Raw genomic sequence first — 12,797 nt, forward strand, 5'->3', positions numbered from 1 at the left:
CCCGAATGTGAATTGGCTGAAGTTATAGTCCATTTTGCGCCGGAACCAAGCTTCGCACACTGCCGCACCCGGCCGGGATTTTCGAATTTCTCCAGATAGATGGGGGCAAGGTTCGGCGACCTATACTTTTGGCGCGGGCGTCTCGCGCCGCGATCGCCCCGCCTGTTGCGCAATCGATTGGGCGTGCACCGGCAAAGCCTTGCCGCGGCCGGGTAAAGCCGCGCGGCGGACCCGGTTCTTGATGGGCCTTGGTTCAGGGCGCGGCGGTGCGCGGCGTGGCCGTCTGGGCCGCCCAGCGCTTCATCAGCACCAGATCGTTCGGGTGCGCCCAATTGAGCAGGGCGCGGGCGCGCTCATCCAGCATGTCGGGATCGAGCGACTGCGGGCGCAGCAGCGCCACCTTGCGCTCCATCGCCGCGCGCTCGGCGCGCACCTCGGCGAGGTCGTCGCGCAGCCGCGCCATCTCGATCTCGAAGCCGCGCTTGGCCTGCAGGCCATGGTCGCCGGTCCAGCCATGGAAGGCGAAATAGGCGATGCCCGCCGCTGTCACGCTGTACAGCAGCAGGGTCGAGAGGATGCGGCGAACGAGGGGGCGAACGACCATGCCGGGACGATCGCACGGCTCCGGTTGACTCCTCGTTAACGAAGTTAAAAACGAGTCGGGAGCTGGCCGGGCTCGCCACCCGGGGCAGCGATAGCGCAGCGCGTTTCGGCGGCCTGTTCATGATGCAGGCCTTTCCTTCGGCGGGCGGCGCGCCATACCGGCCCTGTCGGCGGGCAGAATGCGGGGACAGGATTGCGGATCGTCAAAATTCTCGTGCTCGGGCTCTTCGCGCTCACCGGCGTGGTGATCGCGGTCGCCATGTGGCGCGGCGAGTGCCTGGGCGGCGTGGTCGCCGACAGCGAGGCGGCGTGCATCGACGCCGGACTCGCGCCCGGCGTCTGCCGCATGGCGTTTCTGCGCACCGACGACGTGGCGCGCGGCTCCGGTCCCCTCTACAACGAACGCACCCCGTGCGAAGACCGCTACCCGGTCTGTATCGAGGCGCGCCCGGCAACCGGCTGGGTGCCTCGGCCGGCCGGGTTCTGCGTCGTCCCCGACCGCGCGGGCGGGGTCGGGCGGCTGACTGCGGTCTACCGCGTACGGGAGGGCGGACGATGACGTCACCGAAATCTGTGGTCGAGGCCGGCAGCGTCCGGTTCGGCAATCATCTGCCGCTGGCCGCCATCGCCGGCCCCTGCGCCATGGAAAGCCGCGCGCACGCGCTGGAGGTGGCCTTCGCGCTGAAGGACATCGCCGGCCGACTGAACCTGCCTCTGGTGTTCAAGACCTCGTTCGACAAGGCCAACCGCACCAGCGCCAGCGGCGCCCGCGGCATCGGCATGGCGGCGGCGCTCCCGGTGTTCGCCGAAATCAAGGAGGCGACCGGCCTGCCGGTGGTAACCGACGTGCACGACGCCTCCCAATGCGCGCCAGTGGCCGAGGTCGTTGATATTCTTCAGATCCCCGCCTTCCTGTGCCGGCAGACCGATCTCCTGCTGGCCGCGGCGGCCACCGGCAAGGTGGTCAATGTCAAGAAGGGCCAGTTCCTGGCGCCGTGGGACATGGCCAATGTCGTGGCCAAGGTTACGAACGCGGGTAACGGTAATGTCCTGGTCACCGAGCGGGGCTCCTCGTTCGGCTACAATACGCTGGTCAGCGACATGCGGGCGCTGCCGATCCTGGCCGAGACCGGGGCGCCGGTGATCTTCGACGCCACCCACTCGGTACAGCAGCCGGGCGGACGCGGCACCGCCTCGGGCGGCCAGCGCGAGTTCGTGCCGGTGCTGGCGCGCGCCGCCGTCGCCGTCGGTGTTGCCGGCGTGTTCATCGAGACCCACCCCGACCCCGACCGCGCCTTCTCGGATGGGCCCAACATGGTGCCGCTGGCCGAGTTCGAGGCGCTTCTCGCCGAGCTGATGGCCTTCGACGCCCTGGCCAAAAGGCGCGCCGCGTAATCCTTATCCGGTTCCGATGCCCCCTTCCCCCGCGCCGAGCGCGTTCCCCACGCGCCTGATCGTCATTCTCGGCCTCGCCGGCTTCGCCAGCGCCTTCACCATGCGGGCGACCGACCCGGTGGTGCCGATCCTCGCCGACGTGTTCGGCCAGACGGTCGCCACCGTGGCGCTGCTGTCGACCGCCTATGGCATCACCTACGCCCTCGGCCAGCCGATCCTCGGGCCGATCGGCGACGCGCTCGGCAAGGCGCGCATGATCAGCATCGCCACGGCGGCGCTGGCGGTGGCGCTGGGGCTATCGGTGTTCGCACCGGATTTCGAAAGCCTGCTCGGCCTGCGGTTGCTGACCGGCCTGGTGGCCGGCGGCATCATTCCGCTGTCGATGGCGGCGATCGGCGACCGGGTGGAGATGGCAAGCCGCCCGATTGCGCTCGGCCGCTTCATCTCGGCGGTGATCCTGGGCCAGATGGTCGGCGGCGCCAGTGCCGGCATGGTGGCCGAGCAGTTCGGCTGGCGGGCGGTGTTCGGCTCGGCCTGCGTGGTTGCCGCCGTCGCGGCGGTGCTGGTCAGCCTGATGCTGCGCCCGCGCCAGGGGGTGACGCGGGAGCGGCCGAACCTCGCCACCATCCTCGCCAACTACCGCCTCGTGCTGAGCAATCCGCGGGCGCTGACGCTGTTCGCCTGCGTGGCGCTGGAAGGCGCCTCGATGTTCGGCGGCTTCCCGTTCATCGCAGACTTCCTGATCAGCCACGGCGGCGGCGGGCCGACCGAGGCCGGGCTCCTGATCGGCGGCTTCGGGGTCGGCGGCATCGTGTTCAGCGTCATTGTTGGCCTGCTGATCCGCCGTCTGCGCCCGACGACGATGATCCGCATCGGCGGCATCGGCATGGCCTTGATGCTGCTGGTGCTGGTGCTGCCCAAGCCGTGGTTCGTCGACATCGCCACCATGGTGGTGTGCGGCTGCCTGTTCTACTTCATGCACAACATGTTCCAGACCCAGGCGACCGAGCTTGCGCCGACCGCGCGCGGGCTGGCCGTGTCGCTGTTCGCGGCCGCCTTCTTCGTTGGCAATGCGCTGGGCCCGGTGCTGTTCGGCCTCACCCGCACCGCGTTCGGCTATCCGGCGGCCTTCCTTACCTCCGGCATCGGGCTGCTGGTGCTGGCGGCGGTGGCCCCGAAGGTCGTGCCGAAGAAATGATGGCGGTGCTGGCGGCGGGTGCTTGCGGACGGCAGCCGGATCGCCGATGTTGAGTGCGCCTGGGGTGCCGCGCCGATGCGCGGCTGAGATCACACCCATCGAACCTGTCTGGGTCATGCCAGCGAAGGGAGGCGCCGATGCTATCACCGCACGCCCCGTTTGCACGTCATCCCCGGTCAGGTCCGCCGGAGACCTGTCATGCCTGAGCCGACCATCCGTCTGAACGGTGCCGAGACGCCGCTGCGCGCCGCGACGCTTGCCGCACTGATCGCCGAGCACGCGCCCTCCGCCGATGGGCGGGGCGTGGCGGCGGCCGTCAATGGCGCGGTGGTGCGGCGGGCCGAGTGGGCAAATGTAACGCTGGCGCCGGGCGACGCCGTCGAGATCGTGCTGGCCCGCCAGGGCGGCTGACCAGCGCTCAGAGCCTCCCCAAACGACTGCACCGCAAGAACAATATCCAAGGAAGAACAACGACATGTCCGACACGTTGACGATCGCCGGCCGCGCCTTCACCTCGCGGCTGTTCCTCGGCACCGGCAAGTATCCCAACAACGAGACGCTGCTTGAAGCGCTCAAGGCCAGCGGCACCGAGATGGTGACGCTGGCGATCCGCCGCATGAACCTTGCCGGCGAGGACGCGCCGCTGATCGAGAAGCTCTCCGGCTATCATTTCCTGCCCAACACCGCCGGCTGCTACACGGTCGAGGAAGCGGTGCTGACCGCCGAGCTGGCGCGCGAGGCGCTCGACACCAACTGGATCAAGCTGGAGGTGATCGGCGACAAGGACCTGCTCTATCCGGACGTCGAGGGCACGGTCGCCGCCACCCGCATCCTGGTCGACAAGGGCTTCGTGGTGCTGCCCTACTGCAACGAAGACCCGGTGACCTGCCGCAAGCTGGCGGATGCCGGCGCGGTGGCGGTGATGCCGCTCGGCTCGCCGATCGGCTCCGGCCACGGCATCAAGAACCCGGCGCTGATCGAGGTGATCTGCGCCCGCTCGCCGGTGCCGGTGATCCTGGATGCCGGGCTCGGCACCGCCTCGGACGCCGCCCAGGCGCTGGAGCTCGGCTGCGCCGCGGTGCTGCTCAACACCGCCGTCGCCAAAGCCGCCGATCCGGTGAAAATGGCTATGGCCATGAAGGCGGCGGTCGAAGGCGGGCGGCTTGCCCGGCTCGCCGGCCGGATTCCGCGGCAGTTCCAGGCCAATCCGTCGAGCCCGACCGTGGGCCTGGTCGGGACGTGATGGGGCGGATTTCGACCTCTCCACCGGTCATGGTCGGGGTGGCCCCGGCCATCCCGATCGATCGCGGTGTTCGGGTCGGGATCGCCGGGACAAGCCCGGCGATGACGGGGTGGCGGTGACATGCCGCTGCCCGCCCCGCCGCTGCTGCTGATCACCGACCGCCGGCAAGCCGCCCGGCCGCTCGACGCGGTGCTGGCGGCGGCGCTCAAAGCCGGCTGCCGCTGGGCCAGCTTGCGCGAAAAGGACTTGCCGGACGCCGAGCAGGTGGCGCTGGCGCTGCGTCTGAAGCCCGTAGCCCGCCGCTTCGGCGCCGTGCTCACCCTGCACGGTACGCCGGAACTGGCGAAGGCGGCCGGGCTCGATGGCGTCCACCTGCCCGATGGCGCCGATGCCGCCCACGCCCGCGCCGTGCTGGGGCCAAGCGCGCTGATCGGCGTCTCGCAGCACCGGCCGGGACCGGCCGACCGGGCGGCCGATTATGTCATCGCCGCGCCGGTGTTCCTCACCGCCAGCAAGCCGGGCTATGGCCCGGCGCTGGGCCTCGATGGCCTCGCCGCCATGGTCGCCGAAGCCGGCCGGCCGGTGGTGGCACTGGGCGGCATCGCGTCGCAGCAGGTGCCTGACTGCCTGAAGGCCGGCGCCGCCGGCATTGCGGTGATGGGCGGGGTGATGCGGGCGGACGACCCGGGCGCGGAGGTCGCGGCATTGCTCGCATCCATGAGATGTCCCGCCGGCATCTCCACCGAACGGCCTGCGTGATTTTCGCGCACCATCTCGTTCTGCGCGGGGAAGGATCGTGAAATCCAGCCTGTCGTCCCGGGCAAGGGCCGAAGGCCCGCGAGCAACTGTCATGCGGTTTTGGGGTCTCGCCAGGGTTTGTTGTCTCGAATCATGGCGTTGAGGATGGTCAGGAGCTTTCTGGCGATGGCGATGAGGGCGACCTTGGCGGGTTTTCCGCGGGCTTTGAGGTCGGCGTAGAGCTGTTTGGCCCACGGGTTCCAGTGGATGGCGGCGAAGGCGGCGAGATAGCAGGCGCGCTTGAGCGCGCGGCGTCCGGCCTCGATATGGGCCGGCCGCCGCGCTTTGCCGCTGTCGTTGCGATAGGGTGCGCAGCCGCCGATGGCACCGGCTTGGCGGGGGCTGAACTGGCCGAGTTCGGGAGCTTCTGCGAGCAGGACGCGGGCCGTCTTGTTGGCGATCCCCGGCACCGAGGTGATGATCTTGGCCTTGGCGTCCATCGCCGGATCGGCGGCGATCAACGCCTCGATGGCCTGTTCGGCCGCGGCGACGGTCTCGCGCAGGGCGGCGATTTCGGCATCGAGCCGGGCGGTGATGGCCGCCAGGGTGGGGTGGGCCTTGCGGTTCTCGAGGCGGCGGATGTCGGCCTCGGCGCGGGTGATTTCGCGCACCCAGGCGGTCAGGTCGCTCTGCGCTTGCGAGGGCTCCGGGAACGGCCGGCAGGGGTGATGCAGCATGAAGGCGCGGATGATGCGGGCGTCGAGCGGATCGCTCTTGGCGCGCTGGCCGCAGGCCTTGGCGAACTGGCGGCAGCGCCAGCTGTCGACCTGCAGCACGGTGAGGCCGGCCTCGCGCAGCACCGCGACCGCCAGGCGTTCATAGCCGCCGGTCGGCTCCAGGCCGGCGGTGGTGAGCCCGGCCTTCACCAGGCGCCTGGCCAAGCGCTGGAGAGCCGCGGGGGTGTTATCGACGCGCTCGACCTTGGTGTCGTCGAAGGCGATGTCGAGCCAGTCCTTGGAGACATCGATGCCCACAAGGTGGGTGGCAAACGGCGTCGGGTGTGGCAGCATGGCAAGCATCCCAGGCTTGGAAGCGGGGTCAAAAGCCCCGTGCAACTGTTCGGGTTGGCTTGGGACGGACGGCCGCTTCTGCTCGCGACGGCCTCGAAGGCTCACCCGGGATACGGCGTGCCGCCCGCACCGGCTCGGGGTGGCCACCCCGAGCCGGTGCACCCATCAAAGCACAGTTCGCCGTTCCAACCCGGGATCGTGCGGAGAAAGAGGAGCCTTGTTCTGATTGCGGCCCCGGGTCTTCGCGGAGTGCTTCGCATCCGCTCCGCCCGGGGCGACGAGACATCCGACGCGAAATGTCACCGCCCGCGATAGGGCGGCATGCCCTGGTCGGGGATGAACAGGCCCGCCGGGGGCGCCGCCGTCTGCCAGAAGATGTCGATCGGCATGCCGCCGCGCGGGAACCAGTAGCCGCCGATGCGCAGCCAGCGCGGTTCCAGGAGCCCCACCAGCCGCTTGCCCACCGCGATGGTGCAATCCTCGTGGAAGGCGCCGTGATTGCGGAAGCTCGCCAGATAGAGCTTCAGCGACTTCGACTCGACCAGCCAGTCGCCAGGCACATAGTCGATCACCAGCAGCGCGAAATCCGGCTGGCCGGTCACCGGGCACAGCGAGGTGAATTCCGGGCAGGTGAAGCGGGCGACGTAATTGGTATCGGAGTGAGGGTTCGGCACGCGCTCCAGCAGCGCCCGGTCGGGCGAGGCGGGCAAGGGAACGTGACGGCCGAGCTGGAGAGATTCATCTGTCATGATTTTCTCCTATCGAACCGTGGCTCCCGACGGAAGCGCGGGTTCCCCAGGCTGGTGCGATCCTGTATGAGCGGGCCAGCCCCTCCGTGTTTCCGATTACATCGTCCCATTCAGACAGGCAGGCGTTCCATGACCGCGATCGTCGACATTATCGCCCGTGAGATCCTCGACAGCCGGGGCAATCCGACCGTGGAGGTGGACGTGCGGCTGGAGGACGGCTCGTTCGGCCGCGCCGCCGTGCCGTCCGGCGCCTCGACCGGCGCCCATGAGGCGGTCGAACTGCGCGACGGCGACAAGAGCCGCTATCTCGGAAAGGGCGTCCGCAAGGCGGTGGATGCCGTCAACAACGAGATCTACGACGCCGTGGGCGGCCTGGATGCCGAGGATCAGGTCAAGATCGACGAGATCATGATCGCGCTCGACGGCACGCCCAACAAGTCGCGGCTCGGCGCCAACGCCATCCTCGGCGTGTCGCTGGCCACCGCCAAGGCGGCCGCCGCCGCCTGCGGCCTGCCGCTCTACCGCTATGTCGGCGGCACCTCGGCGCGGCTGCTGCCGGTGCCGATGATGAACATCATCAATGGCGGCGTGCATGCCGACAACCCGATCGACTTCCAGGAATTCATGATCCTGCCGGTCGGCGCGGAGAGCGTGGCCGAGGCGGTGCGCGTGGGCGCCGAGGTGTTCCACACGCTTAAAAAGGCGCTCAAGGACGCCGGCCACAACACCAATGTCGGCGACGAGGGTGGCTTCGCCCCCAACCTGCCGTCGGCGGAGGCGGCGCTCGACTTCATCATGACGTCGATCGAGAAGGCCGGCTTCAAGGCTGGCGAAGAAGTGGCGATCGGCCTCGACTGCGCCGCCACCGAGTTCTTCAAGGATGGCAGCTATGTCTATGAGGGCGAAGGCACCAAGCGCTCGCGCCAGCAGCAGGCGGAGTATCTCGCCAAGCTCGTCGGCGCCTACCCGATCGTGACGATCGAGGACGGCATGTCGGAGGATGATTTCGAGGGCTGGAAGATCGTCACCGACCTGATCGGTTCCAAGTGCCAGCTCGTCGGCGACGATTTGTTCGTCACCAATGTCGAGCGGCTCGCCGCGGGCATCAAGGGTGGCCTCGCCAACTCGATCCTGATCAAGGTCAACCAGATCGGTTCGCTGACCGAGACGCTGGCCGCCGTCGAGATGGCTCACAAGGCGGGCTACACCGCGGTGATGAGCCACCGCTCGGGCGAGACCGAGGATTCGACCATCGCCGACCTCGCGGTTGCCACCAATTGCGGGCAGATCAAGACCGGCTCGCTCGCCCGCTCGGACCGGCTCGCCAAGTACAACCAGCTCATCCGCATCGAAGAGGAGTTGGACTCTCAGGCCCGCTATGCCGGCCGTGCGGCGCTGAAGGCGCTTGCCTGATCCAACGACACGACCTCCGGCCCCTCGGGGCCGGAGGCTGCATTTCGGGTGGTTCCCGAAATCCTTGCCCGGCAGTCGGCTTGTCGGTTCACGCCTGCTCGAACACCAGCGCCGCGCCGTGGGCGTGTGCCGGCGTGACCACCAACGCGCCGCGTCCCGTCTCGATGCCGAGACGGCCGACCACCGTGCGGGCAAGGCCGAGGTCGGTGGCCGCAATCCGCACCGCCGCCAGCCGCAGGCCGGACGCCGTGACCGGCGCCGGACAGCCATAGACACGGGCGAATACCGCCGGTTCCATCACCGAAATCTCGCCGCGCCCGGTTCGGATGACGAGGCCGAGGCTCGTGGCGTGCATCTCGCGCCGCGCGGCAAAGCTGCCGAGAAATCCGTGATGGTCGCTGGGGTTGTCAGCAACCAGCACCACGCCGCGCACCCCTGCCGCGCCGTTGGGGTGGCGCTGGAACGCCGGGTTCCAGAAGTTCTCCGGGAAATGCTGCTCGCAGACGAAGAAGCAGGCATCGGGCGAGCCGGGATCGACCGCGAACGCCAGCGTGAAGGCCACCGTCACCACCGTGCCGTCCGGCCGCTGGCCCTGGCGGCTGAAATGGAACGGCTCGTAGTCGCCGAGGGCCGAGGCGCGGAACGCCATGGCCGCCACCCGCGCATTGTCGCTCTCCAGCACCAGGCACGACAGCCCCTCGCCATTGCGGAGAAGAAAGTCGCGGTTGAAGGCGCCGAACGACACGTGCCGCGGCTGGGCGGGCACAATCTTCGCCGGCTCGCCGACCGTGAGCAGTTCGATAAAGAACCCCGGCAACTGGACCAGCCGGTTCCAGGTGCCCCAGGGATGGCGGTTGACCGCGCCGACCTGGAAGCCGAGCCGCTGATAGGCGGCACCGGCGGCGTCGAGATCGCGGACGCAATGGACGACGTGATCGAGGCCGAGAATCATGAGGGAATTGCCAGGAAGACGGAGGGGGCCCAGGACGGCAGGAACATCCGCAGCATGCGCCATCCGCGGGCGGTGGGAAACCTCCCGCCGATCACAGATCACGGCAGGCCGCGCAGGCGGCGGCTCATACGTATTCCGGCTGATCAAGCCGGAATACGTATTCCGATCGCCGAAAATCCCGTTACTGAATAAGGGGTTTTCGGCGAGACCGTTTCCAGTATCCCGAAGGGATCAACCGGAAATCGTATCACAATGCCGGCAGATCGCCCCGCGCCCAGCCGGCCTTGACCTCCTCGCGGAAGGCGGCGAGCCGCCCTTCTGCGATGGCTGAGCGGATGCCGGCCATCAACTCCTGGTAATAGGCGATGTTGACGGCGGTCAGGATCATGCCGGCCAGCATCTCCTCGGCCCGCACGAGGTGGTGGAGATAGGCCCGGCTCCAGCGGCGCAGCGGCTCGGAGGGGCTGTCGGGGTCGAGCGGGCGGGTGTCCTCGGCGTGGCGGGCGTTGCGCAGATTGATCTTGCCGAAGCGGGTGAAGGCGGTGGCGTGGCGGCCGGCGCGGGTCGGCATAACGCAGTCGAACATGTCGATGCCGCGCGACGCCGCCTCCAGGATGTCGTCCGGCGTGCCGACGCCCATCAGATAGCGCGGCTTGGCGGCCGGCAGATGCGGCTCCACCGTCTCGATCATCGCCAGCATCACCTCCTGCGGCTCGCCAACCGCAAGGCCGCCGACCGCGAGGCCGTGGAAATCCATGCCGGCCAGCGCCTTGGCGCTCTCGACCCGCAAATCCGGCTGGTCGCCGCCCTGGACGATGCCGAAGATCGCCCGGCCCTCGGGCTGGCCCTCGAAGGCCCGGCGCGAGCGCTCGGCCCAGCGCAGCGACAGCTCCATGGCGCGGGCGATGTCCTCGCGGGCGGCCGGCAGCTTCAGGCATTCGTCGAGCTGCATCTGGATGTCGGCGCCGAGCAGGCCCTGGATCTCGATCGAGCGCTCCGGCGTCAGCCGGTATTCGGAGCCATCGAGGTGCGAGCGAAACGTGACGCCGTCCTCGTCGAGCTTGCGCAAGGAGGCGAGCGACATCACCTGGAAGCCGCCCGAATCGGTAAGGATCGGGTGCGGCCAGTCCATGAAGGTGTGGAGCCCGCCGAGCCGAGCCACCCGCTCCGCCCCTGGGCGCAGCATCAGGTGATAGGTGTTGCCAAGGATGATGTCGGCGCCGAGCGCCCTCACCTGCTCGGGATACATCGCCTTGACGGTGGCCTGGGTGCCGACCGGCATGAAGGCGGGCGTGCGGATGACGCCGCGCGGGGTGGCGATCTCGCCAAGGCGCGCGGTGCCGTCCGTGGCGCGGACGCGGAAGGAAAAGGCGGTCATGTCTCAGGCTCGGATTTGGATCAGGCTCGATCCGGAAACAGCAGGCTGGCGTCGCCGTAGGAATAGAAGCGATAGCCGGATTGGATAGCGTGCGCGTAGGCGGCGCGCATGGTCTCAAGGCCGGAAAAGGCCGAGACCAGCATGAACAGCGTCGACTTCGGCAGATGGAAGTTGCTCATCAGCACGTCGACGGCGCGGAAGCGGTAGCCCGGCGTGATGAAGATATCGGTCTCGCCGGCGAAGGGCTTGAGCGCACCATCCCTTGCTGCGGTCTCCAGCAGGCGCGCCGAGGTGGTGCCGACGGCGACGACGCGGCCGCCCCCTGCCCGCGCCGCGTCAAGCGCTTCGACGGTCGCGGCCGAGACCTCGCCCCACTCAGCGTGCATGCGGTGGGCGCGCACATCCTCGGTCTTGACCGGCAGGAAGGTGCCGGCGCCGACATGCAGCGTGACGAAATGCTGCGAGATGCCCTTCGCCGCAAGCCGCCCTAGCAGATCGGGCGTGAAGTGCAGGCCGGCGGTGGGCGCGGCGACCGAGCCGTCGAAACGGGCGAACACCGTCTGATAGTCGGCGCGGTCGCGGGCATCGTCCGCGCGCCGTGCGGCGATGTAGGGCGGCAGCGGCACGTGGCCGTGGCGGGCAATCGCCTCGTCGAGCGCCACGCCGGAAAGGGCGAAGCGCAGCTCGACCTCGCCGCCTTCGCCCTTCGCCGCCACCTCGGCGTCGAAGGCGGCAAGCTCGCAGGCGATGCTCTCGGATGCGGGGCCGAACCGCACCCGCTCGCCCACCTTCAGCCGCTTGGCCGGGCGGGCGAAGGCGAGCCAGCGATCCTCCGCGATGCGCTTGTGCAAATTGAAATGGACGGTGGCGGCGGCCTCGCCGCGCACCCGCAACCCGACCAACTCGGCGGGAATCACGCGCGTGTCGTTGAACACCAGCGCATCGCCGGGCTTAAGCAGGTCCGGCAGGTCGCGCACGACGCGGTCCTCAAGGCCCGCGCCCGGCCGCACGACGAGGAGCCGCGCCGAGTCGCGCGGCTCGGCCGGGCGCAGCGCGATGCGCCCCTCCGGCAGGTCATAATCGAAGTCGGAGAGGCGCACGGCAGGATCAGGCCGCGTCGGCCGCCACCTTCATCGAGACGATCTTGTCGGGATCGCGCACCGGCTCGCCGCGCTTGATCTGGTCGACCACGTCCATGCCCTCGGTGACCTGACCCCAGACCGAATACTGGCGGTCGAGCCAGGGCGCCTCGGCGAAGCAGATGAAGAACTGCGAATTGGCCGAATCCGGATTGGCGGAGCGCGCCATCGAGCAGGTGCCGCGCACGTGCTTCTCGGCCGAGAACTCGGCCTTGAGGTTGGGCAGGTCCGAGCCGCCGGTGCCGGTGCCGCGCGGGCAGCCGGTCTGGGCCATGAAGCCGTCGATCACCCGGTGGAACACGATGCCGTCATAGAAGCCTTGGCGCGCCAGGGTCTTCAGCCGCTCGACATGGTTGGGGGCGAGGTCGGGACGCAGCGCGATGGTGACGCGGCCCTTGGTGGTTTCGAGAATCAGCGTGTTTTCGGGATCACTCATCGGAGCGCTTGCCTCTGGTTGCGGCGGTCTTGGAGGACGACCCTGAAGGTCCGTCCGGCGACGGCGCCGCCGAGCCCGTCGGTGAACGGCAGGGATGAACACAGGTCGAGCGCCCGGGCGACCGCCTGATAGAAGATTCCACGCTCGGCCGAGGTCACCGCACGGGAGAACTCGATGGTTCGCGGCCGGCCGAACAGGGTGCCGTTGCGGCGGTAGCTCACCTGGAAGATCACGTCGGGCGGGTTGGCCACCTCGGCGTGGTCAGGCGGGCTCCAGCATCCAGCAAGCGCTTGGGCGACGCCATTGAGGTCGGAGATCGGCGCGGTCGGGCGCACTGGGTTCGGATTGTCGGCTGCAATGCGCACGCCGAGGATCAGGCCCTGCACCGTCTCGACAGGATGGCCCGGCGCCTCCGCCGCGGCGGCCAAGAAGGCCAAGGCCAAGCCGGTCGCAGCGGCGAAGGGCGCTGATCTCATGCGGGAC

General features: G+C 69.0%; 15 protein-coding genes and 1 riboswitch. Of the genes, 7 read left to right on the forward strand and 8 right to left on the reverse strand.

Annotation, left to right across the window (positions count from 1 at the left end; genetic code table 11):
• Positions 1–253 precede the first annotated feature (253 nt).
• Complete coding sequence (locus BLTE_RS09310; RefSeq protein WP_126399653.1) at positions 254–604, reverse strand: FtsB family cell division protein; 351 nt, start codon at positions 602–604, stop codon at positions 254–256.
• 192 nt (positions 605–796) lie between these two features.
• Between BLTE_RS09310 and BLTE_RS09315 the strand changes: the two genes are divergently transcribed.
• The 6 genes from BLTE_RS09315 to BLTE_RS09340 all read left to right on the forward strand — a co-directional run bounded on the left by BLTE_RS09315 (position 797) and on the right by BLTE_RS09340 (position 5,198).
• Positions 797–1,162 carry a hypothetical protein gene (locus BLTE_RS09315; protein ID WP_126399656.1) on the forward strand — a complete coding sequence of 122 codons (366 nt, stop codon included), beginning with the start codon at positions 797–799 and terminating at the stop codon, positions 1,160–1,162.
• Positions 1,159–1,998 carry a 3-deoxy-8-phosphooctulonate synthase gene (kdsA, locus tag BLTE_RS09320; protein ID WP_126399659.1) on the forward strand — a complete coding sequence of 280 codons (840 nt, stop codon included), beginning with the start codon at positions 1,159–1,161 and terminating at the stop codon, positions 1,996–1,998. Before BLTE_RS09315 ends, kdsA begins: the two co-directional genes overlap by 4 nt.
• Positions 1,999–2,014: 16 nt before the next feature.
• Positions 2,015–3,196: an MFS transporter gene (locus BLTE_RS09325; protein WP_126399662.1), complete on the forward strand. Its 1,182-nt coding sequence runs from the start codon at positions 2,015–2,017 to the stop codon at positions 3,194–3,196.
• A 50-nt stretch (positions 3,197–3,246) separates the two neighbouring features.
• Positions 3,247–3,343: riboswitch (TPP riboswitch) on the forward strand.
• 51 nt (positions 3,344–3,394) lie between these two features.
• Complete coding sequence (gene thiS, locus BLTE_RS09330) at positions 3,395–3,607, forward strand: sulfur carrier protein ThiS (RefSeq protein ID WP_126399665.1); 213 nt, start codon at positions 3,395–3,397, stop codon at positions 3,605–3,607.
• Positions 3,608–3,671: 64 nt separating this feature from the next.
• Positions 3,672–4,439 (forward strand): thiazole synthase, encoded by a 768-nt coding sequence (gene thiG / locus BLTE_RS09335; RefSeq protein WP_126399667.1) that lies wholly within the window; start codon positions 3,672–3,674, stop codon positions 4,437–4,439.
• 120 nt (positions 4,440–4,559) lie between these two features.
• Positions 4,560–5,198 carry a thiamine phosphate synthase gene (locus BLTE_RS09340; protein ID WP_126399669.1) on the forward strand — a complete coding sequence of 213 codons (639 nt, stop codon included), beginning with the start codon at positions 4,560–4,562 and terminating at the stop codon, positions 5,196–5,198.
• An 89-nt stretch (positions 5,199–5,287) separates the two neighbouring features.
• Here the strand turns inward: BLTE_RS09340 and BLTE_RS09345 are convergent, their stop codons facing one another.
• Positions 5,288–6,256, reverse strand: coding sequence for an IS110 family RNA-guided transposase (locus tag BLTE_RS09345; RefSeq protein ID WP_126399672.1), 969 nt, complete (start codon positions 6,254–6,256; stop codon positions 5,288–5,290).
• Positions 6,257–6,546: 290 nt separating this feature from the next.
• Complete coding sequence (gene queF / locus BLTE_RS09350) at positions 6,547–6,996, reverse strand: preQ(1) synthase (protein ID WP_126399674.1); 450 nt, start codon at positions 6,994–6,996, stop codon at positions 6,547–6,549.
• Between the two features lie 129 nt (positions 6,997–7,125).
• Here queF and eno point away from each other — a divergent pair, with 129 nt between their 5' ends.
• Positions 7,126–8,409 (forward strand): phosphopyruvate hydratase, encoded by a 1,284-nt coding sequence (gene eno / locus BLTE_RS09355; protein WP_126399676.1) that lies wholly within the window; start codon positions 7,126–7,128, stop codon positions 8,407–8,409.
• A gap of 88 nt (positions 8,410–8,497) precedes the next feature.
• Here the strand turns inward: eno and BLTE_RS09360 are convergent, their stop codons facing one another.
• The 5 genes from BLTE_RS09360 to BLTE_RS09380 all read right to left on the reverse strand — a co-directional run bounded on the left by BLTE_RS09360 (position 8,498) and on the right by BLTE_RS09380 (position 12,790).
• The gene (locus BLTE_RS09360) at positions 8,498–9,361 is read right to left on the reverse strand and encodes a VOC family protein (RefSeq protein WP_126399678.1); all 864 of its coding nucleotides are present in this window, start codon (positions 9,359–9,361) and stop codon (positions 8,498–8,500) included.
• 247 nt (positions 9,362–9,608) lie between these two features.
• A complete protein-coding gene (tgt, locus tag BLTE_RS09365) occupies positions 9,609–10,739 on the reverse strand; it encodes a tRNA guanosine(34) transglycosylase Tgt (protein WP_126399680.1) in 1,131 nt (376 codons plus the stop codon).
• A gap of 20 nt (positions 10,740–10,759) precedes the next feature.
• Complete coding sequence (gene queA, locus BLTE_RS09370) at positions 10,760–11,839, reverse strand: tRNA preQ1(34) S-adenosylmethionine ribosyltransferase-isomerase QueA (protein ID WP_126399682.1); 1,080 nt, start codon at positions 11,837–11,839, stop codon at positions 10,760–10,762.
• A 7-nt stretch (positions 11,840–11,846) separates the two neighbouring features.
• Positions 11,847–12,314: a peptidylprolyl isomerase gene (locus BLTE_RS09375; protein WP_126399685.1), complete on the reverse strand. Its 468-nt coding sequence runs from the start codon at positions 12,312–12,314 to the stop codon at positions 11,847–11,849.
• Positions 12,311–12,790 carry a hypothetical protein gene (locus BLTE_RS09380; RefSeq protein WP_126399688.1) on the reverse strand — a complete coding sequence of 160 codons (480 nt, stop codon included), beginning with the start codon at positions 12,788–12,790 and terminating at the stop codon, positions 12,311–12,313. Before BLTE_RS09380 ends, BLTE_RS09375 begins: the two co-directional genes overlap by 4 nt.
• Between the last annotated feature and the right edge of the window lie 7 nt (positions 12,791–12,797).

This window comes from Blastochloris tepida (assembly GCF_003966715.1).
GTDB lineage: Bacteria > Pseudomonadota > Alphaproteobacteria > Rhizobiales > Xanthobacteraceae > Blastochloris > Blastochloris tepida.

Excerpts from the sequence above, each read along its gene's own strand:
- BLTE_RS09380 (WP_126399688.1), bottom strand. The coding sequence starts at position 12,790 with ATGAGATCAGCGCCCTTCGCCGCTGCGACCGGCTTGGCCTTGGCCTTC.
- kdsA (WP_126399659.1), top strand. The coding sequence starts at position 1,159 with ATGACGTCACCGAAATCTGTGGTCGAGGCCGGCAGCGTCCGGTTCGGC.
- thiG (WP_126399667.1), top strand. The coding sequence starts at position 3,672 with ATGTCCGACACGTTGACGATCGCCGGCCGCGCCTTCACCTCGCGGCTG.
- queF (WP_126399674.1), bottom strand. The coding sequence starts at position 6,996 with ATGACAGATGAATCTCTCCAGCTCGGCCGTCACGTTCCCTTGCCCGCC.
- BLTE_RS09310 (WP_126399653.1), bottom strand. The coding sequence starts at position 604 with ATGGTCGTTCGCCCCCTCGTTCGCCGCATCCTCTCGACCCTGCTGCTG.
- BLTE_RS09325 (WP_126399662.1), top strand. The coding sequence starts at position 2,015 with ATGCCCCCTTCCCCCGCGCCGAGCGCGTTCCCCACGCGCCTGATCGTC.
- tgt (WP_126399680.1), bottom strand. The coding sequence starts at position 10,739 with ATGACCGCCTTTTCCTTCCGCGTCCGCGCCACGGACGGCACCGCGCGC.
- BLTE_RS09360 (WP_126399678.1), bottom strand. The coding sequence starts at position 9,361 with ATGATTCTCGGCCTCGATCACGTCGTCCATTGCGTCCGCGATCTCGAC.
- thiS (WP_126399665.1), top strand. The coding sequence starts at position 3,395 with ATGCCTGAGCCGACCATCCGTCTGAACGGTGCCGAGACGCCGCTGCGC.
- BLTE_RS09345 (WP_126399672.1), bottom strand. The coding sequence starts at position 6,256 with ATGCTTGCCATGCTGCCACACCCGACGCCGTTTGCCACCCACCTTGTG.
- eno (WP_126399676.1), top strand. The coding sequence starts at position 7,126 with ATGACCGCGATCGTCGACATTATCGCCCGTGAGATCCTCGACAGCCGG.
- BLTE_RS09340 (WP_126399669.1), top strand. The coding sequence starts at position 4,560 with ATGCCGCTGCCCGCCCCGCCGCTGCTGCTGATCACCGACCGCCGGCAA.
- BLTE_RS09375 (WP_126399685.1), bottom strand. The coding sequence starts at position 12,314 with ATGAGTGATCCCGAAAACACGCTGATTCTCGAAACCACCAAGGGCCGC.